At 49.9% G+C, this 22786-nt stretch carries 21 protein-coding genes and 4 pseudogenes; 17 read left to right on the forward strand and 8 right to left on the reverse strand.

Annotated elements, in window-relative coordinates; translation table 11 throughout:
* Positions 1 to 229: pseudogene (locus ACLQ6D_RS17775) on the forward strand (tRNA (guanosine(46)-N7)-methyltransferase TrmB); the annotation flags it as partial.
* Between the two features lie 228 nt (positions 230 to 457).
* Here ACLQ6D_RS17775 and ACLQ6D_RS17780 read toward each other — a convergent pair.
* Positions 458 to 1777, reverse strand: coding sequence for a DEAD/DEAH box helicase (locus ACLQ6D_RS17780; RefSeq protein WP_411728652.1), 1320 nt, complete (start codon positions 1775 to 1777; stop codon positions 458 to 460).
* A gap of 154 nt (positions 1778 to 1931) precedes the next feature.
* Here ACLQ6D_RS17780 and ACLQ6D_RS17785 point away from each other — a divergent pair, with 154 nt between their 5' ends.
* The 4 genes from ACLQ6D_RS17785 (at position 1932) to ACLQ6D_RS17800 (ending at position 5444) form a co-directional block, all read left to right on the forward strand.
* Positions 1932 to 2606, forward strand: a complete 675-nt coding sequence (locus ACLQ6D_RS17785) for a rhomboid family intramembrane serine protease (protein ID WP_411728653.1) — start codon at positions 1932 to 1934, stop codon at positions 2604 to 2606.
* 110 nt (positions 2607 to 2716) lie between these two features.
* The gene (locus tag ACLQ6D_RS17790; RefSeq protein ID WP_411728654.1) at positions 2717 to 3043 is read left to right on the forward strand and encodes a hypothetical protein; all 327 of its coding nucleotides are present in this window, start codon (positions 2717 to 2719) and stop codon (positions 3041 to 3043) included.
* A 237-nt stretch (positions 3044 to 3280) separates the two neighbouring features.
* Positions 3281 to 4591 carry a 30S ribosomal protein S12 methylthiotransferase RimO gene (gene rimO, locus ACLQ6D_RS17795; RefSeq protein WP_411728656.1) on the forward strand — a complete coding sequence of 437 codons (1311 nt, stop codon included), beginning with the start codon at positions 3281 to 3283 and terminating at the stop codon, positions 4589 to 4591.
* Between the two features lie 328 nt (positions 4592 to 4919).
* Positions 4920 to 5444 carry a DUF1097 domain-containing protein gene (locus tag ACLQ6D_RS17800; RefSeq protein ID WP_411728657.1) on the forward strand — a complete coding sequence of 175 codons (525 nt, stop codon included), beginning with the start codon at positions 4920 to 4922 and terminating at the stop codon, positions 5442 to 5444.
* A 77-nt stretch (positions 5445 to 5521) separates the two neighbouring features.
* On the opposite strand, the gene ACLQ6D_RS17805 is transcribed toward ACLQ6D_RS17800, so the two are convergent.
* On the reverse strand, positions 5522 to 5782 hold the full coding sequence (locus ACLQ6D_RS17805) for a hypothetical protein (protein ID WP_411728658.1): 261 nt from the start codon (positions 5780 to 5782) through the stop codon (positions 5522 to 5524).
* A gap of 225 nt (positions 5783 to 6007) precedes the next feature.
* Between ACLQ6D_RS17805 and hrcA the strand changes: the two genes are divergently transcribed.
* The 12 genes and pseudogenes from hrcA to ACLQ6D_RS17865 all read left to right on the forward strand — a co-directional run bounded on the left by hrcA (position 6008) and on the right by ACLQ6D_RS17865 (position 16171).
* A complete protein-coding gene (gene hrcA / locus ACLQ6D_RS17810; protein WP_411728659.1) occupies positions 6008 to 7066 on the forward strand; it encodes a heat-inducible transcriptional repressor HrcA in 1059 nt (352 codons plus the stop codon).
* A gap of 53 nt (positions 7067 to 7119) precedes the next feature.
* Positions 7120 to 7728, forward strand: coding sequence for a nucleotide exchange factor GrpE (gene grpE / locus ACLQ6D_RS17815; protein WP_411728660.1), 609 nt, complete (start codon positions 7120 to 7122; stop codon positions 7726 to 7728).
* 68 nt (positions 7729 to 7796) lie between these two features.
* Complete coding sequence (dnaK, locus tag ACLQ6D_RS17820; RefSeq protein ID WP_411728662.1) at positions 7797 to 9725, forward strand: molecular chaperone DnaK; 1929 nt, start codon at positions 7797 to 7799, stop codon at positions 9723 to 9725.
* A gap of 119 nt (positions 9726 to 9844) precedes the next feature.
* Entirely contained in the window at positions 9845 to 10978 is a 1134-nt protein-coding gene (dnaJ, locus tag ACLQ6D_RS17825) for a molecular chaperone DnaJ (protein WP_411728663.1), read from the forward strand.
* A 3-nt stretch (positions 10979 to 10981) separates the two neighbouring features.
* Complete coding sequence (gene dapB, locus ACLQ6D_RS17830) at positions 10982 to 11785, forward strand: 4-hydroxy-tetrahydrodipicolinate reductase (RefSeq protein WP_411728664.1); 804 nt, start codon at positions 10982 to 10984, stop codon at positions 11783 to 11785.
* A 143-nt stretch (positions 11786 to 11928) separates the two neighbouring features.
* The gene (locus ACLQ6D_RS17835; RefSeq protein WP_411728665.1) at positions 11929 to 12153 is read left to right on the forward strand and encodes an addiction module protein; all 225 of its coding nucleotides are present in this window, start codon (positions 11929 to 11931) and stop codon (positions 12151 to 12153) included.
* A gap of 310 nt (positions 12154 to 12463) precedes the next feature.
* Positions 12464 to 12630, forward strand: a pseudogene (locus ACLQ6D_RS17840) (dihydrodipicolinate reductase C-terminal domain-containing protein); the annotation flags it as partial.
* Positions 12631 to 13137: 507 nt separating this feature from the next.
* A pseudogene (locus ACLQ6D_RS17845) lies at positions 13138 to 13239 on the forward strand (dihydrodipicolinate reductase C-terminal domain-containing protein); the annotation flags it as partial.
* Positions 13240 to 13391: 152 nt separating this feature from the next.
* A complete protein-coding gene (locus tag ACLQ6D_RS17850; protein WP_411728666.1) occupies positions 13392 to 13550 on the forward strand; it encodes a hypothetical protein in 159 nt (52 codons plus the stop codon).
* Between the two features lie 223 nt (positions 13551 to 13773).
* Positions 13774 to 14340 (forward strand): hypothetical protein, encoded by a 567-nt coding sequence (locus tag ACLQ6D_RS17855; protein ID WP_411728667.1) that lies wholly within the window; start codon positions 13774 to 13776, stop codon positions 14338 to 14340.
* 508 nt (positions 14341 to 14848) lie between these two features.
* A complete protein-coding gene (locus tag ACLQ6D_RS17860; protein WP_411728669.1) occupies positions 14849 to 15547 on the forward strand; it encodes a HupE/UreJ family protein in 699 nt (232 codons plus the stop codon).
* A gap of 3 nt (positions 15548 to 15550) precedes the next feature.
* On the forward strand, positions 15551 to 16171 hold the full coding sequence (locus ACLQ6D_RS17865) for a hypothetical protein (protein ID WP_411728670.1): 621 nt from the start codon (positions 15551 to 15553) through the stop codon (positions 16169 to 16171).
* Positions 16172 to 16321: 150 nt separating this feature from the next.
* Here the strand turns inward: ACLQ6D_RS17865 and ACLQ6D_RS17870 are convergent, their stop codons facing one another.
* The 6 genes and pseudogenes from ACLQ6D_RS17870 to ACLQ6D_RS17895 all read right to left on the reverse strand — a co-directional run bounded on the left by ACLQ6D_RS17870 (position 16322) and on the right by ACLQ6D_RS17895 (position 22370).
* Positions 16322 to 16648, reverse strand: a complete 327-nt coding sequence (locus tag ACLQ6D_RS17870) for an IS1 family transposase (RefSeq protein ID WP_411728672.1) — start codon at positions 16646 to 16648, stop codon at positions 16322 to 16324.
* Positions 16649 to 16796: 148 nt separating this feature from the next.
* Complete coding sequence (locus ACLQ6D_RS17875; protein WP_411728674.1) at positions 16797 to 17108, reverse strand: hypothetical protein; 312 nt, start codon at positions 17106 to 17108, stop codon at positions 16797 to 16799.
* A gap of 577 nt (positions 17109 to 17685) precedes the next feature.
* Positions 17686 to 18417, reverse strand: a pseudogene (locus ACLQ6D_RS17880) (autotransporter domain-containing protein).
* Positions 18418 to 18462: 45 nt separating this feature from the next.
* A complete protein-coding gene (locus tag ACLQ6D_RS17885; protein ID WP_411728675.1) occupies positions 18463 to 19710 on the reverse strand; it encodes a pertactin-like passenger domain-containing protein in 1248 nt (415 codons plus the stop codon).
* The gene (locus tag ACLQ6D_RS17890) at positions 19707 to 20024 is read right to left on the reverse strand and encodes a hypothetical protein (RefSeq protein WP_411728676.1); all 318 of its coding nucleotides are present in this window, start codon (positions 20022 to 20024) and stop codon (positions 19707 to 19709) included. The genes ACLQ6D_RS17885 and ACLQ6D_RS17890 overlap by 4 nt, the downstream gene beginning before the upstream one ends.
* Positions 20025 to 20888: 864 nt before the next feature.
* Positions 20889 to 22370 carry a hypothetical protein gene (locus ACLQ6D_RS17895; protein WP_411728677.1) on the reverse strand — a complete coding sequence of 494 codons (1482 nt, stop codon included), beginning with the start codon at positions 22368 to 22370 and terminating at the stop codon, positions 20889 to 20891.
* Positions 22371 to 22786: the final 416 nt, after the last annotated feature.

Raw genomic sequence — 22786 nt, forward strand, 5'->3', positions numbered from 1 at the left:
TTTATTGGCAAAAAAACTGCAATCAGGCGGTTATTTCCACACCACGACCGACTGGGAAAACTACGCTAAATCCATGCTGGTAGGCTTATCCTCAGATGAACGGTTTTCCAATGCCAGCCTGACCAACGAGTATTGTGAAAGGCCTTCATACCGCCCTTTAACAAAATTCGAACAGCGTGGCTTGCGCCTGGGTCACGGTGTTTGGGATTTGGTGTTTATAAGAAAATGAAAGGCGGAAGCTCCGTTAGGGGGCGTTCCCCCTTATTGGGTAATCTCTAAAACCAAAGAAACTACTTCATCATCTCTTTTCTGAACATCGTATCCAGGTTTCTCCCAAGCGGGACGGGGGTTGAAGCCCCGTCCTCCCTAAAGTTTCAACCACGCAACAATCGCTGAAACCTATTTGAAACCTTGCGGACGGGGCAACATGCCTCGTCCCACTTCCTAATTCGTTAGCCTATTCTGTTGCCGGTTTTTCACTAGGAACGCGCCTCTTTCCCACGTTTTTCTTATCCCTTTCCCGTACCTTTATTTTTTTAACCACCGCTTTTTTAGCAGGCTCATTTTTGTCTTTGCTGCCGGCGGCTTTCCCGGATGTTTTAAGCTTTTTCGGGCCCTTATAGCTGCCTTCTAATTCCTTTATAGTTCGACGAATAAATTTTTGTTTTAAAAAGCGTTCAATCCCGGCCATCAAATTCCATTCGGTGCTTTTTACCAACGCGATTGACACGCCCAGTTCATCTGCACGTCCGGTTCGGCCTATACGATGGATGTAATCAATACCGTTTCTGGGAATGTCAAAGTTAATGACCAGATTGATGCCTTTGATATCCAGGCCACGGGCGGCTAAGTCGGTGGCAATCAGGGTGTTGATGGTGCCGTCCCTGTACAGCGCCATGATCCGGTTGCGGTCTTTTTGATCCATATCGCCGTGCAGCAAGCCGGAGCGAAGTCCCGCGCCACGGACTGAATTATGCAATTCATCGGCTCTTAGGCGGGTATTGGTAAAAACCAAGGCTTTGTCGAAGGATTTATGAGTGAGCAGATTAGCCAACAGTTTCAGCTTATGGTCATGGTCATCGGCAAGTATGAGGTGCTGCGTGATGTTGCTATGTACGTCGTGTAGCGTGTTTAATGCAACCACTTTGGGGTTTTTTAGCACTTTGTCGGCAATTTTAATCACGCCGAAATGGGTCAAGGTTGCCGAAAATAATAGGGTTTGCCGTTGCTTGTTACATTGTTCGACAATCTTCAGCACGTCATCGCTAAAACCCATATCCAGCATACGGTCGGCTTCATCGAGAATCAGCAGGCTTAACTGCTGAAAATAGGCGGTCGATAGCTGGAAGTGTTCCAAAAGACGGCCTGGGGTGGCAACTATAATGTTGGCGTTATGTGTTAGCGCCGCTTGTTGCTTCTTGAAATCGCTGCCGCCGGTAATCAAGCCGGTTTTTAGCGGGGTGAATTCGCTGAATTGTTGGCATTGTCCGAAGATTTGTTGGGCAAGTTCGCGGGTAGGGCAGAGGATTAACGCCTGGATACCCAAAGGTTTGGCGGTTGAAGCGAGCAAATGCTGTAAGGTAGGCAGTAGATAGGCGGCTGTCTTACCGCTACCAGTTTCGGCGCTGACCAAACAATCTTTTCGGTCAAGAACCGCAGGAATGGCTTGCTGTTGGACGGGCGTAGGCGTTTCAAAGCCCAACTTATCAATCGCCAACAGCATGCGATTATCTAGCCCGAATCCTGAAAATGAGGATGTAGCGTTGGGAATTTGCATTAAACTTAAAAAAGATGAGCAGAATCAGGGAGAAAAGATTTTTATTCGGGTTATTATAAACTTATTGTAATTAGGTTATGATTAAATCACTTTGTTGTTGCCACACGTCGATAACCGTTAAACTGAGACCAACTATTCTTACGAGGTTAAACCAATGATACCGATACGAGATACAGCGCCATGCCATTCAACGCCTTATGTGACTTGGAGTTTGATGGTGGTTTGTATTTTGATTTTTGTCGTTATGCAGTTTATGCCTTATGAGTTGAGCTATAAGCTTATCTATCTCTACGGCATGGTGCCTAACCGTTATGCCAATCCGCAATGGGGACTGGCTTATGGGATGCCGTTCGACGGCTATTTGTCGTTTTTGACCAGCTTGTTCCTGCATGGAAACTGGATGCACATCATATTTAATATGTGGTTTATGTGGATTTTTGCAGACAATGTGGAAGACAGGATGGGCAGATGGCGGTTTTTGGCTTTTTACATGACCTGCGGCCTGTTGGCTACCTTGATGCAATGGTATAGCGCACCGACCCTCACTATACCCGTTGTAGGCGCTTCAGGCGCAATAGCCGGGGTATTGGCAGCTTATTATTTTCTCTATCCGTTTGAGCGGGTGGTTGTGTATTTTTTCCCCGTAGTCTTGCATGTGCCGGCGGTCACTTTTTTGGGCTTGTGGGTTATTTTTCAGCTCTACTATATTACCACCTCGACTTTTGTCGAAGGCGTTACTGCGGACTCGGCCTGGTGGGCGCATATCGGGGGTTTTATTGCCGGAGCAATCCTGTACCGTTTCTTTCTACGAAAAGATGAGGTGGTTTAAGCGCTTTCAAGCTATAATCCGAATATTAAACATTAACTTTCAGGGCAGGATCGACCTTATTGTTTGCCTGAATCCCTGCTTAAACCCTGTCTGGAAAAATACGTAGCCCTATGAAAAAAGTAAATTTTGCCTTAGTAAAACTTATTCAATTTGTTGTTTTTGCAGTTTTCACGTTTGTGGTCATAGCCTATTTTGGCGCGATGGTGTTGTTGCCGCTTGATGCGGTCGCAATACTCGTCAAATTGATGGGTGCGGTCGGCATTCATGGGTTTATCGGCGCGTTGATTGCGATTCCAGCAGTGGGTTATTTGTGCATGATGGTTTACAAAACCCCTGGCCTTTTCCAGATGATTGTGGATACGGGTGTTGATTTGATCAAAATCGGAAAAACCAAAGTTGAAGCCTTCAATGCCATTGCCGATACGGTTAAAGGTTAAAGGTTCAAATTCTGTTGATTCTAGCGGTTTGAAACCTGGAGAATTTTTCTTATTGTTGGGAAATCCTTCTGGTCAGAGAAAACAAAAAGCTTCTAACATTTGCATTCCTGCCTTCGACGCTAATAGCTCGGTTTCCCATAACCCAAATCCGTTCCACCATTCCATTTTGTCACCTTGTGCCGCTAACAGCGGCATCCACAAAGCCGCACACATCAGATTTATCATCACTTTAATGCCATGACAGTGCCACACATAGGTTTTATCAGTTTGGGTTGCCCCAAGGCCTTGGTCGATAGCGAGCGGATTTTGACCAAGCTGCGAGCCGAAGGTTACATCATCTCACCCAGCTACAAAGATGCCGATTTGGTCGTGGTGAATACCTGCGGCTTTATTGATGTGGCAGTGGAAGAATCCCTGGACAGCATAGGGGAAGCGCTGGCCGAAAACGGCAGGGTCATTGTCACTGGTTGCCTGGGGGCACGGGAAGATGAAATCTGGGCGCGGCATCCGCAGGTTTTGAAGGTGACCGGAGCACATGCCATCGACGAGGTGGTCGCATCCGTCCATGAGCATCTGCCACCCAGGCACGACCCATTCACCAGCCTGTTGCCGCCCCAAGGTATAAAGCTGACTCCTCCCCATTATGCTTATCTAAAGATTTCTGAGGGCTGTAACCATCGCTGCACCTTTTGCATTATCCCGTCCATGCGCGGCGATCTGGTGAGCAGGCCGATAGATGATGTCATGGCGGAAGCAGTGCGTTTGGCCGATGCCGGTGTTAAAGAATTGTTGATTGTTTCCCAGGACACCAGCGCTTATGGCCTGGATTTAAAATATCAGTCCCGGTACTGGCGCGGGCGGTCAGTAAAAACCCGTTTTTATGATCTGGCCGAGGCATTGGGTGATTTGGGTATCTGGGTACGGATGCACTATGTTTACCCTTATCCCCATGTTGACGAGGTTATCCCGCTGATGGCCGATGGCAAGATCTTGCCATACCTTGACATCCCTTTCCAACATGCCAGCAGCCGGATTTTAAAGCTGATGAAACGCCCGGCGGCCAGCCAGAATAATCTGGAACGGATTAGGGCTTGGCGGCAAGTTTGTCCAGACATTACCTTGCGCAGCACCTTTATTGTCGGCTTTCCTGGCGAAACGGAACAGGAATTTGAAGAACTTTTGGATTTTCTGGATGAAGCCCAACTGGATAGGGTCGGTTGTTTTGCTTACTCACCCGTGAAAGGCGCAGCCGCCAACAATTTGCCAGATTCGGTTCCAGAAGAGGTAAAGCAGGAACGTTTAGCCCGCTTTATGGAATGCCAATCTGAGATTAGCGCTGGGCGTTTGCAGCAACGCATAGGCAATATCGAAACGGTACTGATCGACGAAGTGGTGGAAGAAGGCGCAGTTGCCAGAAGTCAGTCAGATGCCCCAGAAATCGACGGACTCGTCTTCATAGATGGCGCCACCCATTTAACCGTTGGCGAATTTGTTGAGGTTGAGGTCGAAGAAACCGACAACCACGATCTGTGGGCGCATTTGGTTTAGGCCTATCGCTTCTGGGGACTACTCGGCTTTCGGCCTCGCAGCGATTGCTTTTGTTGGCTGCGGAAATTAACCGGCCTGGGTTTAGCGTACACAGTAAGGCTATCGAAATTCATGGTATCTGTGCAAGACGCACGGTTCTTGAAGGCAAGCAGAAGTGATTTTAAATGTGCCAAGACTGCTGCAATGAATGTTTAACTCCAAGATAATATCTGCTATATTCGGCGCAACGGGTTAAGAATGTCCGTGACATAAACGTCAGGTATCATAGAAACACCTCAGTGTGTGCCTGACTCCACAATAATAATGAGGTGAGTTTCGGAGAATTCGCGTGGATAAACTAACAGCACTTTCTTTAAGCATTGGCGGTATAGCTGGTGTAGCAACATTTTTTGCCGTATTGCCTCTCACTAGCGGTATCTTCTTTATATGGGCAGCAACTATCGCCTGGGCAGCTTATTTCTTACTGGGCGCCAACCAGGAAGCCGTTATCAATAACATTACCTGCGGGATTTTTGGTGTATTCATGGCATGGGCAACGGCTATTATGCTTACAGAAATTTCACCAACAACCATGCTTGGTTTTCCCTTTATGGCTGCATTTACGGTTTGTGCTGCTGTAGTGGTGATGTGCTTGGCTGCTAATATTCCCCCGCTTGCGACTATCCCATCGAGTGTTTTGGGTTATTCGTCAACTTTCGCTTATTTGTTACAAACGCCTGACAAACTGAATAAAGATGTGTTGCTGGGCTTTTCTATGAGCAACCCTTTATTGGTGATTTCCATCTCTTTTGTCGTTGGAACTTTCTGCGGCGTATGGTCGGCGCAACTGAGCGGTAAATTGACCACCAAATAATGATCTATTGAACAGCCCACAAAGGCGGTTTTCAAAAGCCGAAATGGAATACACGAAACCGTCTTTGTTTGCCTTATCTAACGCTGCTGCATCCAGCGAAAATACGTCTTGCCGTCATCACAAACCCAACTTGATCGTTGTACGCCGTATTCCGTTTTTCGTAATTTGCAATGATGTTGGGCTTTGAACTCATTCCAGTTGCTGTCATCTGGATTAACGCTGAAATACAGGCTGGTCAATTTTAGGATTGCCAGGGCGAAAACTGCGTAAAGCACAAAGTCAAGCGGCTTTCTCGGCATGTAGCGCCTGACTATCGGTGTTATCTGACCTAGATTCATAACGATACCCACTCAGGAAAACTATCCTAACTATACGCCTAATCACACCTCAGACAAGCACTATTGTTTATGTTGATGACGGAAAATCTTGATGGTTTCTTGAATATCATTGCTATTGTTTTGGATAGCCAATTCCCGTAATTATTGACAATGCCAGCATGTGCTGCTACTTTCCTTTCTTTAGCACTCGTGAAGACAGAGTGCTAATATTATCCGGGGGGAGGAATGGTTAATAACCAGATTTTAAACGAGCGTTCGCTGCAATTATTAAAAACGCTGGTAGAACGCTATATCAGTGATGGGCAACCGGTGGGTTCGCGGGTGTTATCCAAGGGTTCAGAATTAAAATTGAGCCCTGCTACCATTCGTAATGTGATGGCGGATCTTGAAGATCTAGGCCTTGTTCATTCGCCCCACACATCGGCGGGACGGATTCCTACCGTGAGCGGCTACCGCATGTTTGTGGATTCTTTATTGACCTGCAAGCCGATGGAGTCAAAAGATTTAAGCCGTTTACATGAAGGTTTGGCCGCCAAGGAAGACACCAATGATGTGATCGGAGCGGCTTCCCGGCTGCTGGCCGAACTGACCCAAATGGCAGGTATCGTAACCTTGCCCAAGAGGGAACTGGTCTGCTTGCGGCACGTCGAATTTTTGCCTTTATCCAACACCCGTGTACTGGTTATTTTTGTCACCAATGAACAGGAAGTCCATAATAAAATCATCCAGACCGACAAGAAATTTTCAGCCGCTGAATTGCAACAGGCGGCGAACTTTATCAATTCCATTTATTCCGGGCGCAGTTTGCAAGCGGTGCGGAAAGCTGTCCTAAAGGAATTGCAGGAAGACCAGCAGCGCATGAATCAAGGCATGATGGATGCCATTAAAATTGCCCAACTGGCTTTAGAACCCAATGGCAAAAAGGAAGATTATGTCCTTGCTGGTGAGACTAACCTGATGGGGTTTTCCGAATTGACGAACAGGGACTACCTGAAAAAATTGTTCGAAGCCTTCAGTCAAAAGCAGTCTGTGCTACATTTGCTGGATCAATGCATGAAAGCGGAAGGGGTGCAGATTTTTATCGGCGAGGAATCCGGTTGCCAGGTTTTCAAGCAATGCAGCCTGGTGACCTCTTCTTATTCCGTAAGCGACGAGGTGGTTGGGGTATTGGGGGTCATTGGCCCTACACGCATGGCTTACGAAAAAATTATCCCTTTTGTGGACATCACCGCAAAATTGTTAGGCGCGGCCTTGAATCCTAAAGCTGTGTCCCCATCATCCTAGGATTGAATTTTAAATTTGCAGAACTATTTATTTTACACAAAGGGCACTAGATAATGAGTACCGAGCAGGAACAAACTGAAGCACAGCTTGAAACCAAAGATAGTGAGGGAATCGTCGAGGAAGAGCTATCGTTGGATGAGCCGCCATCCCAGGAAATACTCATTGAAGAATTGAAGAAAGAACTGGCTGAAGCCGAGCAAAAAGCCCAGGAGAACTGGGATAAGGCGATTCGAGTCCAGGCGGAAATGGAAAATCTGAAAAAACGCACCCAAAAGGAACTGGAAGATGCCCATAAGTACGCACTGAATAGTTTTGCCAAAGAATTATTGCCAGTGTTGGATAGCCTTGAGTTAGGTTTACAGGCGGCAGCAGGCGAAAGTGGGGAGGTCAAAAAGTTCCGTGTAGGTAACGAATTGACCATCAAGCAATTTGAGACAGTGTTTTCAAAATTCAGTATAACAAAGATTGATCCGATGGGTCAGCCCTTCAATGCCGAACAGCACCAGGCGGTGGTTGTGCAAGAGGTAGAAGCCGCTGCGCCGAATACGGTTGTCAACGTTTTTCAAAAAGGCTATATGCTGAATGGAAGATTGTTGCGCCCTGCTATGGTTGTGGTGGCGAAAGCGCCACAAAAACCGTCAGATATTAACGAAATGGCTTGAACAACATAAAAAAGCCCCCATATCGGCCTTAACATTTACTTTTACACTATTCAAGTCTGGAGCATTCAATGGCAAAAATAATTGGCATAGATTTAGGTACCACGAATTCATGCGTCGCCGTGTTGGAAAACGGCGTGGCGAAAGTTATCGAAAATAGCGAAGGTGCCCGCACAACACCTTCAATTATCGCATTTACTAACGATGATGAAGTTTTAGTTGGACAATCAGCTAAACGGCAAGCCGTCACCAACCCCAAAAATACCTTATTTGCAATCAAGCGGTTAATCGGTCGCCGTTTTAAGGATGATGTTGTGCAAAAAGACATCAAAATGGTGCCTTATGACATCGTCGAAGCCGGAAACGGCGATGCTTGGGTTGCAGTCAACGGCAAAAAAATGGCGGCGCCTGAGATTTCTGCCAGGGTTTTGATGAAATTAAAGAAGGATGCGGAAGCATATCTGGGTGAAGAAGTTAAAGAGGCGGTCATTACCGTGCCTGCATACTTTAACGATTCCCAGCGCCAGGCAACCAAAGATGCGGGTCGTATCGCTGGCTTGGAAGTCAAGCGGATTATCAACGAACCCACCGCTTCAGCCTTGGCTTTCGGCATGGATAAACCCAAAGGCGACACCAAGATTGCTGTGTACGACTTAGGCGGTGGTACATTCGATATTTCCATCATCGAAATTGCCGAGATTGACGGTGAACATCAGTTCGAAGTGCTGTCAACGAACGGCGACACTTTCTTGGGTGGGGAAGATTTCGATTCACGGGTTATCGAATATCTTGCCAGTGAATTCAAAAAGGATAGCGGTGTTGACCTGCACAACGACCCGTTGGCCTTGCAGCGCTTGAAAGAAGCGGCGGAAAAAGCCAAGATTGAGTTGTCTTCCAGCCAGCAAACGGATGTGAACCTGCCTTACATCACCGCTGATGCGTCAGGCCCTAAGCACCTTAATGTCAAATTGACCCGTGCAAAACTGGAGTCTTTGGTTGAGGAATTAATTGTCCGCACCAAAGGCCCTTGTGAGACGGCGATTAAAGACTCCGGTATATCCATTTCGGATATTCATGACGTGATTTTGGTCGGCGGCCAAACCCGTATGCCGAAAGTACAGGAGATGGTAAAAAACATCTTTGGTAAAGAGCCGCGTAAGGATGTCAATCCAGACGAAGCGGTTGCCTTGGGTGCGGCCATCCAAGCGGGTGTGTTGGCGGGAGACGTTAAGGATGTCTTGTTGCTGGATGTTATTCCCTTATCGCTCGGCATTGAGACGATGGGCGGCGTGATGACCAAGCTGATCGAGAAAAACACCACGATTCCAACCAATGCTTCGCAGGTGTTTTCCACCGCAGACGACAACCAAACGGCGGTGACGATTCATGTTTTACAAGGTGAGCGCGAGATCGCGTCTGCCAATAAATCGTTGGGGCGGTTTGATTTGGCGGACATACCGCCAGCGCCTAGGGGTATCCCACAAATTGAAGTGTCCTTTGATATTGACGCGAATGGCATATTGAACGTGTCGGCAAAAGACAAGGCGACGGGCAAGAAACAATCTATCGTGATTAAGGCATCCAGCGGTTTGTCGGATGACGAAGTGAAACGTATGATTAAGGATGCGGAATTACACGCCGATGAAGACCGCAAGTTGAAGGAACTGATTAGCGCCCGCAATCATGCCGACAGTATGATCCATGCCACCGAAAAATCCTTGAAAGACTTGGGCGATCAGGTTGCTGGGGATGAAAAATCAGCGATTGAATCGGCTATCGAAGCCCTGAAAGAGGCTGTCAAAGGTGATGATAAGGCGGCTATTGAAGCAAAAACCGATAGCCTGACTGAGCTGTCAGGGAAACTGGCGGAACGGGTTTACGCCCAAAAATCGGCTGGCGAAGACGCTGATACTGACAATCAAGGTTCTTCGTCCCATAAAGCGGATGATGGTGTTGTCGATGCCGAGTTTGAGGAAGTTAAAGACGACGAAAAAAAATAAAGAACGCGATATGATTATGCGCGTGATTTAACGCAGCCGTAAGGTGGTGCTTATGACGATAAGCATCACCTTTATTTATTCACACCAGAGAACCGCCCACGTTGGCGGTTATTTACGTTATGGCAAAAGAAGATTATTACAAACTACTGGGTGTAGAGCGCAATGCCAGCGATGCGGAGATCAAAAAAAGCTATCGCAGCATGGCGATGAAGTTCCATCCAGATAGGAACAAAGACAATCCCGAATCAGCCGAGGCCAAGTTTAAACAAATAAAAGAAGCCTACGAGGTTCTCTCGGATGCCAAAAAGCGTTCGGCTTATGACCAATTCGGCCATGCCGGTGTTGACGGTTCTATGGGCGGACGGGGAGGGGGCTTTACCAGTGAAAGCTTCAGCGATGTGTTCGGGGATGTGTTCGGTGATATTTTTGGCGGTGGCAGCAGGCAGCGTAGTGGGGCGCAACGGGGTTCAGATATCCGGTATAACCTGGAACTGACGCTTGAAGAAGCCGTGGCTGGAACCGAAGCCAAAATTCGTGTGCCAGTCCTGGTTGCCTGTAAGGAATGCGACAGTACAGGCGCTAAAAAAGGCTCTAGCCCAGTCATCTGTTCCACCTGTCATGGGCATGGTCAGGTGCGAATGCAGCAAGGTTTTTTCTCTGTGCAGCAAACGTGCCCAACTTGTCGCGGTTCTGGCAAACAGATCAAAGACCCTTGCGGCGTGTGTCGTGGTGAGGGACGTACACAAGAAGCTAAGACACTGTCGGCAAAAATTCCTGCGGGTGTCGATACCGGCGACCGTATCCGTCTGGCTGGCGAGGGTGAAGCGGGTGAACGCGGCGCGCCAGCGGGCGATTTGTACGTGCAAATCCACGTTAAAGATCATTCGATTTTCACGCGGGATGGCGCAAATCTCTATTGTGAAGTACCCATCAGCTTTGCCACTGCAAGCTTAGGTGATGAAATTTCAGTTCCTACTCTTAATGGTAGGGTGATGCTAAAAATTCCCAATGAAACTCAAACAGGTAAATTATTCAGATTGCGCGGCAAAGGCGTTAAACCCGTGCGCGGTGGAGCGGTAGGCGACTTGATCTGCAAAGTCAACATAGAAACGCCCGTGCATTTGACCAAGGAGCAAAAAGCCTTAATTGAACAACTCAACGCATCATTGACGGGTGGCGGAAAACAACACAGCCCACAGGAACATTCCTGGACGGACGGCGTAAAAAGTTTCTTCGATAAACTGACAGGATAAACCATGATGCGAGTTGCCATAAGCGGTACGTCTGGGCGCATGGGCTTAACTTTAATAAGGGCCGTCACCCAATCGCCAGCACTTTCTCTAACGGTAGCGATTGACCGCGCAGACAGTCCCGTGATGGGCAAAGATGCCGGAGATATAGCAGGCGTGGGGACTGCCGGGGTTAACATCACGGATAACCTGGCAGCGGTCATCGATCAATTTGATGTGCTAATCGATTTCACCCGTCCTGACGTTACCCTGGACTACCTGGAACACTGCCGGCAAGCCGGAAAAAAAATGGTGATCGGCACGACAGGGTTTAGCGACGCACAAAAAGCTCAAATTACCAAAGCGGCGAAAGAAATAGCGATCATGATGGCACCCAATATGAGTGTCGGCGTTAACTTGTCGCTCAAATTGCTGGAGATGACTGCTAAAGTCATGGGCGAATACACTGACATTGAAATCGTAGAAGCGCACCATCGCCACAAAGTGGATGCGCCGTCAGGCACAGCATTAAGGATGGGTGAAGTCATAGCCAAAACCTTGCAACGCGATTTGAAAGATTGCGCGGTATACGGCAGGGAAGGGTATACGGGTGAACGGGATCGAAAAACCATCGGCTTTTCAACGATTCGTGCGGGTGATATTGTTGGCGAACATACCGTCATGTTTGCCGATGAGGGCGAACGGGTGGAAATTACCCATAAAGCCTCTAGTCGTATGACGTTTGCGAATGGGGCTGTTCGTGCGGCGATTTGGTTAAAGGATAAAGAATCGGGTTTGTATGATATGCAGGATGTGTTGGGGTTGTCTTAGGGCGACAATAGAGTGGCGTATTGCGCCCTTAAACTGGTTTCGCCACCAGAACAATTTGTCAAGTTGCACACCAATTGAGACGGTGTTGCAAACATCGTCTCACAGAGTTAGACTCCACCCAAAACCAGAATAGGATTGCCAAAATGAATCTTGCACAACTTGAAACTGAAATCTTCGCCCTACCCATTCAGGATAGGGCAACTTTAGCGCAACGGCTTTTATTAAGCCTAGAAGAAATTACCGAGCCAGAATTTGATAGCCTGTGGGGTCAGGAATCCGTACGCCGTGCCGCTGAATTTGACGCAGGTGGAGTGCATCTTAATTCCGGTGAGGAAGTCGCAAAGAAAGTACGTGCCTTGCTAAGGTGAATTACAGCTTTCTTCCAGAGTCAGAAGCCGAATACATTGAGGCAGTTCGTTTCTATGAGGAACGACAAGCTAAACTTGGGGGAGTGCTTATCCTTGAGTTTGAGAGGGTTATCGCATTGATTACAGAGAAGCCGGAAGCTTGGCGGCTAGTTCATCCATCTGGAATACGCCGTATTGGGCTGTTGAGCTTTCCTTATTCAGTTTTCTATCGGGTTTTACCTAGTGGGCTACAGATTACGGCGTTTGCACATCACCGACGTCGGCCGGGATATTGGCTAACAAGAGTTAGCTGATGTTTTTAACTAGCAATATTGGGGAACATGCCGTGATGTTTGTCGATGAAGGTGAACGTGTGGAAATTACCATAAAGCCTCTAGCCGCATGACGTTTGCTAATGGTGCGGTGAGGGCAGCAGTTTGGTTGGGGGATAAACCTAATGGTTTGTATGGTATGCTGGATGTGTTGGGGTTATCGTAGGGTGAGGGGATTGAATAGTGAGTTCGGCCTTGAGTGAGATCGTCATTCCGGCATGGATTGGTGGTGAGGATTCCATATCCTCTGCCGCACTTCCTCCATCTATGGAGGTCGCCGGAATCCAGTCTCCAGGGATGGAGGCTTAATAAATAATGTGTCGCTACCGCGACGATTGATTAAATGCCAGTTCCCGCACTGGCAGGCGGGATACTTTTCTTTGCTTGTCCAAAGAAAAGTATCCAAAAGAAAAGACCCCCGGATGCCGCTTGCTTCCTGCGCTCCGACGTTTTTATCGGGGGTTGCCAAAAGGGACTCCTGTCCCTTTGACAACGTGCGGCATCCCTGCCGCACCCCTACAGGCTATTCCCAATAAAAACGTCAGTGCTCGGCGCGGCATAACGGGAATGGGGGTACGTTTAGTAGTTGTAGGTTGGGGTGACGAAGAGAACCCCAACATAATTAATCTGTCATTGGTCGTTGGGGTTCGTACCTCACCCCAACCTACGTGCTAGTCGCATGACGTTTGCTAATGGGGCTGTTCGGGCGGCGGTTTGGTTAGCTGATAAACCTAGCGGTTTGTATGATATGCAGGATGTGTTGGGGTTATCGTAGGTAATGGACTTCTAAAAATCCCCTCTCCCTTTGGGAGAGGGTTAGGGTGAGGGAATTGATGTGTCGCTAACGCGACGATAGTTTTAATCGGGTTCTCGCACCCGAAGGCGAGATACTTTCTTTTGCTTCGCCAAGCCACATGGATGTGGTGAATGTGGAAAATGCAGGAGCATTTTTCCACAAAAGAAAGTATCCAAAGAAAAGGCTGCCCGGTTGCCGCTTATTTCCTGCGCTTCTCGCTTTCGACCGGAGGTGATCGAAGGGGCTTCCTGCCCCTCGATCACCGCGATTCATCCCTGAATCGCCCCTAATGGGTTAACCCCGCCGAAAACTGCGATGCTCGGCGCGGCATACGGGAGGGGAGTTTGCTGTATTTGTTTATAAGCTATATGCCATTGGTTTATATTTGCTCAAACAATACACTATATTTAGTAAAGCATAATAAGAATATACGAGAACCTAAGTTTTTTATAAGGCATTTGATGTCGTATAACTTACGTTAGGCAACATCAAACAACCACTGGAGATAGCTCAATGGGCCTTGGAATCGAATCGTTGCGGACTTGGAGCCACCTCCTCTTCTGGCTATCAGTCATCCTGCCGGTACTTGGCGTAGTGGCTGGTGTCGGCCGCTACTACGTGGATCGACAGGAAAAGAAAATGGTAGTCGATACCCAGAACGTGGAAACTGAGAAACAGCGGAGGGGATTTGAAAGGCTCAAAGCGGAAACAGCGCCGCGCAAAATCTCGGATGAGCAGCGCGTCAATTTAAAGAAGGCTCTTTTACAGACTTCAGGCTCGAACGTAATAGTCGCGTCATTTATGGTGGACTCAGAAAGTGGTGATTACGCTGATCAGATTGATTCGGTATTACGTGAAGCTGGGTGGGTGTCGACTGTAAGAAAAACGTCACTCAATGATTTCAAAGGTTTGGGGATAACTTGCGTGACTGCGAAGCAACAGGCTTTATCTGGCTATTCTGAACTTGTAGCTTCTTTTAGTTCTGAAGGAATCCGAATGGAACCTTACCAGGCACGAGAAAAGTCGATCAGTGGCAATCTACCTGATGGAACTATCTTGATCGTGATAGGGCGAAAGTGATGTCGCCTAACCCAACAGTCAACCGGCCAGCGCAAAAAACCGCGCAGGCCGGTTACTTCAACGTTGAATCGACCTCCCCGACAGAGCCATAGCATGCTGGAGCCCCTAACCCGTAAGACGGTTTCGCGCTAGCAAACCGTCATAATCGAAGTGCATGGAGTTGATTTTCAGTAGGATTTTTATAAGCTGGATTTTTCCCGCATGCCGCGCCGAGCATCGCAGTTTTCGGCGGGAATAACCCGTTAGGGGCGATTCAGGGATGAATCGAGGTGATCGAGGGGCAGGAAGCCCCTTCGATCACCTCCCGTCGAAAATGAGACGCGCAGGATGAAGCGGCATCCGGGCAGCCTCTTTTCTTTGGTTTCTTTCTTTTGTGGAAAAATGCTCCTGCATTTTCCACATTCACCACATCCCTGTGGCTTGGCGAAGCAAAAGAAAGAAACTCGCCCTCGGGTGCGAGAACCCGATTAAAATAGGAAGAAAATCGGGAACAGATTAATGTAATAGTATGAGATTTAACAAACGAACATTAATAGTAATCTGGTTCATATTATCGCTATTGACAATATCAACCAATCTATTCGCCCACGGTGTTGATGCGTCAACAAAAAACTTCTTAACCGCCAATCAAGGCGTTGCAATTGGCCCATTCCTTTATATCGGTGCCAAACACATGGTGACCGGGTACGACCACCTGCTGTTTCTGGTTGGTGTCATTTTCTTTTTATTTCGGATTCGTGATGTGCTTATTTATGCCAACCTGTTCACATTAGGGCACAGTTTGACGTTATTGTTAGGAGTTTTGAAGGGAATCACTGTCAATTCTTATCTTATCGATGCCATTATTGGCTTGTCTATTGTCTATAAAGCCTTTGATAACCTGGGCGGCTTCCGGCAGATATTGGGTTTCCAGCCGAACAATAAGGTCGCAGTGGCCGTGTTCGGATTGTTTCATGGTTTTGGTTTGGCAACCAAGCTACAGGATTTTGCTTTACCTCAAGCCAACTTATGGAAAAACCTGCTGGCTTTTAATATCGGCGTGGAAGTGGGGCAGTTTGTCGCCTTATTTTTTATCCTGATCGTCCTCGGTTGTTGGCGCAGGTCGCCGAGCTTTTACTCGTTTGCCACCGCCACCAATACCTTGTTAATGACGGGCGGACTCATTCTATTCGGTTACCAGCTAACCGGTTATTTAGCGTATGGATAAACCATGAATCAAGAAAACATCCCTGTACAGTCAACAAAATCGCTCATTAACGCCACCTTAGCGGCGGTGTTGTTAGCAATGGTTATCTTGTTTACCACCGTGCTTCCCGCAGAATATGGCATTGATCCGACTGGATTAGGCAAGAAGATGGGGTTAACCGTGCTTGCGGGGCAATCTTCCCAGATAGCGGCTAAAGGCTGCCCTGATATGGGGCAGGCTCAAGCTCAGGCAGGTGATTCGGTTACAGAAAGTAATGCCAATCAAGTATCGGCTACCGTAGCCCAACAAACTGATATAGCAACTGAACGCAACGATACCTTGAAGATTGTCATCCCACCCCAAAAAAGTCTTGAATATAAATTCTACATGGAGCGGGATCACGCACTGGATTATTCATGGGTAACAGATGGCAAACCGATTTATTTTGATTTTCATGGCGAACCCAAAGGTGCCAAGGACGGTTACTTCAAAAGCTACGCGACCGCCACTGATAGCAAAGCCAGTGGCTCTTTAATGACACCCTTTGAAGGCATCCACAGCTGGTTCTGGGAAAACGGGACTGATCAGCCCATCACCATCCGGTTAAATACGAAGGGTGTTTATAAGGTTTTAGGTGTGATGTAATGATGGATAAGAACGCAATCCTGTAGGATGAAAAGCGGGATATATGGCAGCAACTGCGTTGACTGACCGCAGCGATCGAAGAGAAAACTTGCAAAAAAAGGGATCTATAGCAAGGCACGATTTACATTTTAAATGGATAGTTGAGAGTATTTACCTAAAGATAGATAATGTTTTTTCTTGATAAGCCGGGAATACATGGGGTTGCGCTAGGTAAAACCAAAGCTTGATGGTTGCAATGAACATGTCTTCGCAATGAGAGACCACTTTGGTGCGTCGTGTCATCCGGCCAAGATGATGTCGGGTGTTGCTGTTGTCACGCTCAATTGCCACCGTATGGGCTTTGCCGATGACGTGCCGCGCTTTGGGCAAGACCTTGGCAAAAGCATCCCAGTCGTCCGTATAAAAAATACATTCTTTCAGGTGCCCCACCTTGTCGTAGGGCCTTCGGAAGGTTGCAGCAGGACGGGGTAATAACAAACCCCGTCCTACGAGAGTATCGGCCCAGAACCCATTGACTCGGGCTTCAGGTCAACCCAAGCCCTCTCGCCGACGCTCGCGCACGACGGCAGGATCAGCGCACCGATTGCAAGCAGGACATCTCGCCAATTACCGAACACCATTTTGTCTATCTCCCCTTGGGTTGAGGCACGGGCAACTGCTCGGCCGGCGTGAAGCGAATGTTGACCGGCTCTCCGGGGCCGTGAATCCGGATACGGAACGCGTTCTTGCCCAATTCGAGGATCTCGACTTCGTACTCCCGGCCCTCCTCGGTGATTGTCAAGTGCCCGTCGTGGTGGCGCCATGTTCCGAGGGCTGGGATGCCGTGTGGCGAAGCCATGACGAGTGTGCCTTCGGACAGGAAGACGCGCAACTCACCCGGCACCACCTGTCCCGACTCGGCCACAACCCAGACCCTGTTGACAAACGACGCAAGCATGCCCCTGGACAGGTCCGCCCCGCTCGCCAGGACGGCCCCACTTGGCGAGCAGCCTGTCATGGCGAGCAAGGCGGTAACAACCGCTAAAAAAAACCGAACTCTCATCTGTCCTCCCCCTGGCGAAGGTTAAAGCGGGAACGATCCATGCGAGACCAAGCTAGCCAACGTAAAGCTAACTGGGTGCGGCACGGAAAGGCAAAAGGGAACCTCTAAAAATTATCCGTTCATGCTTCGACAAGCTCAGCACGAACGGATAAATCACTGATTTTATAAGACCACCGTTTGCACTGAGCTTGTCGAAGTGAAATTTTTAGGGGCTCCCAAAAATAAAACTGCATTATGGCCGCGCCCAGTTGAGCGCAATGTTGGGGGATTGCCGTCTCATTTGGGCGATAATGACTCAACAAGTTTAGCGCACAGATTCACCCATTTATCCAGCGCAGAATCCGACTCGAACCCCGCTGAAGTTACCAAGATATAGCCCTTCATTGGCTTGCCAGTGAAACCCATTTCCCTTGTATGCTGCTGGCGCAAGGCATCGGAGTAGGCATCAGGCCCCACGCAAGCCATAAGGCCATCACCACGTCACCCGCATGCTGAGATTTCCCTGAAAGCCCTGCAGGTGGTGGTTATCGAGTTCCGTCGTATATCCGCCAGTCGCGAAGATGCCGACGGCAGGGGAGAGCTTGGCGACAACGCCGCCGCCGACTTCTAGCGCCGTCGACTCACGTTGGGTGGCGATGACATCCTTTCCGGCGAATGTCACGGTGTCGCGCCCACCGAAATCCCGCCAGATGTTCGTCTTCAGATAGGGTTGCACCAAAGTTGCCCCGACCCCGTAGTTGCCCAGGAGGCGTAGGCCTAACCTGCCGATAACCGCATCCGCCCCACCATAGGAAACGCTTGAAACCTGGTCTTGCGTGCGGTCTAGCGAGAGATGCTGGTAAATGACCTGCGCCTGCGGCTCTAGGGAAACATTCGAGGTGACCGCAATCGGAAAGCCGCTTTCGAGAGATGCGGTCACGCTCGTGCCATTCGACTGCGCGGCTAAGTTGCGGACAGAACGTGCGTCGCCGTCGTACCAAGTGCCCATGAGGACACTGTCGACATACTAGGCACTTGGGCCGATATGCGTCCAATAGGCGCCGACGCTGGTTGCGTCGATCGATAGGCTACCGACCGGCGAATCCTGGAAACCGCCCGAAAAGCCGCGTGCATTGCCATCGGTGCGGCCATAGCCAGCGAAGAGTCCGGCCCGGTCGCGGTGTCCATCGCGCCACTCCCAGCCGAGCAGATCGAGGCCGACCAGAAAACCGGCGATGATGCCGTCGAACGAGGGATTGGCCGTGCCGGACTATTGCTGATCCGTATGTTTGCCTAAGGCGCGGCCCCAGGCGGCAGAAGCCGGGCCATTGCCCTTGAGCAGGCTCTGCTCGCCCTGCCGCTCGTGGAAGGTGCCGAGGCTGGCATAGCCGACCTGCCGCGCCAATGCGGGTACGGCCGAATAGAGTGCGGTCTCTGGACGATAAAGCGGGATCGGGGTTTCGGAAGCGGTTGGCAGGGGCGGCGTGCCCGGCGCAGGCTGCGGACTGGGGACTCCCGGCGGCGTTGGTGCGAGGTTCGAGCGCAAGTACCAATTATTGGCTGTTCCGCCAGTGGCTCCGCCACGGAAGAGATAATACTGATAGGCGCCCGCGGAGACCGAACCGCCAGCTAAGGAGAAGGCACCTGGCGCAGTCGTGCCGCCGTCCACCGCCTGGACGACGAGAATGCCGTTATTGAGCGTCAAACCGCCCGAGCCGCCGACATTGGTCACGCCGACGTTTGTCGTACCCGAGGCGCTGCCGCCGGAGACCGCGAGCTTGTCGGAGGGCGAATTGTCCGTGCCGAGTATCGTCTGTAGATTCAGGTGACCGCCCATGCCGATGTAATTGCCGACGATGGTGAAACTGTCGGCCGCAGAGACCGGGCCGTTGCTCAGGTCGATGGCACCGGCGTTGGAGAACGTGACCAACTGGCCCGCGACGGCGGGAGAAATCTGGGGATTGACGCCATTGCCGCCGAACAAGGTGCTGCTCGAATCGACCGAAAACGAGCCGGTTCCCGTACTGGCGTCTCCCAGAACAAGATTGCCGTCGAAGGTAAGCTGCGACCCGTTGGCGACGGCGAAGGTCTCCCAGTCCTGGAAGCGGGAGACACCGTCGGTCACCACATTGTCGAAGCTCAGGTGACTGACCCCGAAGCCGCCATCAATGACCAGGGTAGGCCCCATATTGGCGCTAGTCAGGTTGCGCAGGGCCGCCGTGTCAATGCCAGTGCCGTTGCCCATTAAAATGTTGCCGTTGATGACACCTCCGCCGTCCCAGACGAATGTGTCGTTGCCGAAGCTTGTGCGGATGTCGCCAATGACGCGGCCACCGGTGACGGTGACCTGATCGTCGCCGCCACTGACGCTGATGTTGCCGACGATCGTGCCGCTGGACATGAAGAAAGTGTCGCGAGCGTCGCCCTGGGCGAGCGACTGGATCTGACCGCCAGTCATGGTGAACGTGTCGATGCCGGCGCCCTGGGTGACCGCGCCGACAATCGTGCCACCGGTCATGGTGAACGCGTCTCTGCCGGCGCCCTGGAAGACCGAACCGGTAATCGTGCCCCCTCCACGGTCATGGTGTCGTCCGCTGACCCGAACTGCACCGCGATCCCGTTGCCACCGGTGACCGTCCCGCTCGTGGCCAATGTCCAGGCTGACGAACTGTCGCCCTGAATGCCGATACCGCCGGGTACATTGATGGTGGTGTCGGCTCCAACGGTGAACGGATTGCCGCTGGGGAAAGTGTGCAGCAGCAGCGTAGTCGCCGAGTCCGGCAGCGCCGTCTGCGCCATTGCGCCCGGCACGGCGGCGGCCAGCACCAGCATCGACGGCCCGAGAAAGTGGACGGGGCGTCTCTTTTCGAGCCGTCCTTGGCGCGGTTGAACTCGGCATTCTGAGGGTCTCGGCCACAGCCAAGACACCACATGGAGGAACACCGAAAAAGATTCCATAGCCATAATAAGCATCTCTCTGTGCAGTAAGCTAATTGAACGCCTAAGCAAGTTAGGCGCAGCTTGTTGAACAAGGTTTAGGGCAATCGGATAACCTTGCCCGGGAAGTATTTCCAAAAACACGACTAAAAAATCAAACCGGGCCACGAATGTGCTTGTGTACGCCGTGAACTGGTTATGTTTTGCGTCAAAACATCATGCTCCACACGTTAGCATAGATTTAACTGCTTGTAAAATACCGGATTCCATCAACAACGCTAGCTAACAGGCCTATGTTGGTGGTGGATGTTTTTAAGGGAACCTCTAAAAATCCCCGGCACCCTCGCTACGCTCGCTGCGAGGCGGGAAGCCGAGTAGTCCCCAGAAGCGATAGGGCTGGGCGTTTTCACGAAGCGTTTTTTTGCGTAGTGAAAATGCAAAGCATTCCGACATCGCGTCGAGTCATTGCGTAACCAATGTTTTATACCCCTTGTTGAGTAAAAACGAGGGAAGCAGGACGGCTGGGGCAGCCGCAGGCATTGGCGGTCGCGTTAAGTTTTTGCCGCTTGCTTGGGCTGGGACGACAAATCGCTCCTGCATTTGCTGCATTCACGCCATCCTTGGCGCTCACGCCCAAAACAAGCTTTCGCAAAAATAGCGACTCCCCTCCTTTTTTTCACATAATAGGAAAAGCTGTCTTTTTAATTGTTTATAACAATCTACAGCGATTTGGGACAACTGATCCATAAGTTTGCTGGCTCATTCCTTGGCCACTAAATTATCCAATAAAAATGGGTCATCAAAATGGCGTCTGCCGATGAAAGCGATTGCATGCGTGCCCCATTGCCGCATAGCGCCTGGACTGGCGATACCGTAAGGCCAAAATAGGAATCGTTCGGCACGTCCACTGGCATCGATAATGCCGTCTTCACCGTACAGGCTTCGCTTCGCACCGTTTGGCATCTGTAAAGAGCGAAGTTCTTCTGAATCTTGGAATATATAATTGCGAGTTGCTGTCCCTGAAATATCGCCCACAAGCGACACTTGTTGCAGGTAATGGGTACGGCCCTGTAACCGCAACAACAGACGGTGTCCGGGCGAAAGGGTTGTTATGGATTTAGGGCTTAACACGGGTTCCGCACCGTCATTCGGCGATACCGCCCGGTAGCCTTGGCCGGGAAACAGCAGATAATAGCAACCGCAACCGTGAATGCTGTCGAACGCGATGGGTTTGCCTTCGGGACTGAGCGTAACGCGCCAAATTACACTATCCAGTGGGCCGCCATATAAATCCAGCATGCTAGTTTTCTCTCGAGCTGGTAACCAGATTTGATAGATCAATTGCAACAGCACTTTCCCGCGCCAACGGGTGTATCCCTGTGCGACATAAACCGTCGGTTGATTGATGTCAATTCGTGGTTGTTTATCGTTGGCCAGACTGACAGTGCCTATTTTATCGGTATCGTTCCGGGTATCGATTTCCCATACGGGTGCGAAATTCGCCAACAACTGTTGCAATTGCAAGGAAGTAAGGTGTGGAACCCCTAGCGGGTTATCGTAAGCAGGCCCCAGCATTGTTGAAATATGTTCAGGGGTTAACATACCGCTGTGTGGGGGACTATAGCGGATAAGTTTGCCTTGCAGTGGCAATTTTTCCGGCGGAATTTTGAAGCTGGTGTCCAGTTCCCTGTGCAACCGTTCGATACCGATGCCCGCAACATAACGTGCCAGTGGATACAAGCCAACAACGCGTTTCCAGTTATGGTATGCGTCGGGGACTTGGGCCTGTTCCAATAGGATTTTTTTATGTTTGGGGTTATTTAAGCTGAGTTTGTTCGAGCGCTTGCCGCAATGCTTCAAGGCTTGATCAAAGGAACCACCTGTAGGTATTTCCGCAACCAATTGCTGCATAGCTATAGCGGGCAAGTTGGCAAACTCAAGCTTTTTGCCCTTTGCATCGAGTTGCCGCATTTGCTCTAACCATTCGGCAAAAGCTTCCTTGGATGTCGCCCGGTCGGCCATCGAGGCCAGGAAACGGTTGGTTCTGAGGTGAGGAAAACCGTTGATATGCACGGTTTCAGGATCATTTAAATCGTGTTCTCCCAATGTGGCCTCAATGTTTTCAAACCAACGAAAACATATTGCATCTTCACCTGACAGCGAAGTTTCGGGATCCGGTCTTAGTGTTGCGCAACCTTGAATAATGACAACCAGGCAAAGGGCAATTGTGGTATACCACATACGGATTACTCTTAACGCAATGAATAGGTCGGGATGTAACTCAAATTGCTACATCAGAAATAGTAGGCGGATTTAAACACGGCAGGGTGAACTGATAAACTGTTAATCCCAATCCCAATAAATTATCATACCAATAAAGCCCACTTTCGGGAGCAAAGATTTCGGATTGTGTTGGGTTGGCTGGCGATCCGGTTCCAAGCCTGGCAACAGGCCCCCCACAATTTCGTCATAATTTGTGAAGCAGCGATTTACCCAATCGGATTGCCTGAGCTTCTGCCATATTTGCCCGACTGGGTTCAGTTCGGTTGAATAGGGTGGCAAGGGTAGAATGGAAAGGTTGGCCGGGGCCAGCAATTTTTCGGCCAGGGTAGTTGGCGCGGGATACAGTGTTTTAGTTTGGCAATGTCTATTGGGAA

This window comes from Methyloglobulus sp. (assembly GCF_046714055.1).
Lineage (GTDB): Bacteria > Pseudomonadota > Gammaproteobacteria > Methylococcales > Methylomonadaceae > Methyloglobulus.

What these genes read in the sequence shown, in the direction of transcription:
- ACLQ6D_RS17780 (WP_411728652.1), bottom strand. Translation starts at nt 1,777, where the DNA reads ATGCAAATTCCCAACGCTACATCCTCATTTTCAGGATTCGGGCTAGAT.
- ACLQ6D_RS17785 (WP_411728653.1), top strand. Translation starts at nt 1,932, where the DNA reads ATGATACCGATACGAGATACAGCGCCATGCCATTCAACGCCTTATGTG.
- ACLQ6D_RS17790 (WP_411728654.1), top strand. Translation starts at nt 2,717, where the DNA reads ATGAAAAAAGTAAATTTTGCCTTAGTAAAACTTATTCAATTTGTTGTT.
- rimO (WP_411728656.1), top strand. Translation starts at nt 3,281, where the DNA reads ATGACAGTGCCACACATAGGTTTTATCAGTTTGGGTTGCCCCAAGGCC.
- ACLQ6D_RS17805 (WP_411728658.1), bottom strand. Translation starts at nt 5,782, where the DNA reads ATGAATCTAGGTCAGATAACACCGATAGTCAGGCGCTACATGCCGAGA.
- hrcA (WP_411728659.1), top strand. Translation starts at nt 6,008, where the DNA reads ATGGTTAATAACCAGATTTTAAACGAGCGTTCGCTGCAATTATTAAAA.
- grpE (WP_411728660.1), top strand. Translation starts at nt 7,120, where the DNA reads ATGAGTACCGAGCAGGAACAAACTGAAGCACAGCTTGAAACCAAAGAT.
- dnaK (WP_411728662.1), top strand. Translation starts at nt 7,797, where the DNA reads ATGGCAAAAATAATTGGCATAGATTTAGGTACCACGAATTCATGCGTC.
- dnaJ (WP_411728663.1), top strand. Translation starts at nt 9,845, where the DNA reads ATGGCAAAAGAAGATTATTACAAACTACTGGGTGTAGAGCGCAATGCC.
- dapB (WP_411728664.1), top strand. Translation starts at nt 10,982, where the DNA reads ATGATGCGAGTTGCCATAAGCGGTACGTCTGGGCGCATGGGCTTAACT.
- ACLQ6D_RS17835 (WP_411728665.1), top strand. Translation starts at nt 11,929, where the DNA reads ATGAATCTTGCACAACTTGAAACTGAAATCTTCGCCCTACCCATTCAG.
- ACLQ6D_RS17850 (WP_411728666.1), top strand. Translation starts at nt 13,392, where the DNA reads ATGTGGAAAATGCAGGAGCATTTTTCCACAAAAGAAAGTATCCAAAGA.
- ACLQ6D_RS17855 (WP_411728667.1), top strand. Translation starts at nt 13,774, where the DNA reads ATGGGCCTTGGAATCGAATCGTTGCGGACTTGGAGCCACCTCCTCTTC.
- ACLQ6D_RS17860 (WP_411728669.1), top strand. Translation starts at nt 14,849, where the DNA reads ATGAGATTTAACAAACGAACATTAATAGTAATCTGGTTCATATTATCG.
- ACLQ6D_RS17865 (WP_411728670.1), top strand. Translation starts at nt 15,551, where the DNA reads ATGAATCAAGAAAACATCCCTGTACAGTCAACAAAATCGCTCATTAAC.
- ACLQ6D_RS17875 (WP_411728674.1), bottom strand. Translation starts at nt 17,108, where the DNA reads ATGCTTGCGTCGTTTGTCAACAGGGTCTGGGTTGTGGCCGAGTCGGGA.
- ACLQ6D_RS17885 (WP_411728675.1), bottom strand. Translation starts at nt 19,710, where the DNA reads ATGACCGGTGGCACGATTGTCGGCGCGGTCACCCAGGGCGCCGGCATC.
- ACLQ6D_RS17890 (WP_411728676.1), bottom strand. Translation starts at nt 20,024, where the DNA reads ATGCTGGTGCTGGCCGCCGCCGTGCCGGGCGCAATGGCGCAGACGGCG.
- ACLQ6D_RS17895 (WP_411728677.1), bottom strand. Translation starts at nt 22,370, where the DNA reads ATGTGGTATACCACAATTGCCCTTTGCCTGGTTGTCATTATTCAAGGT.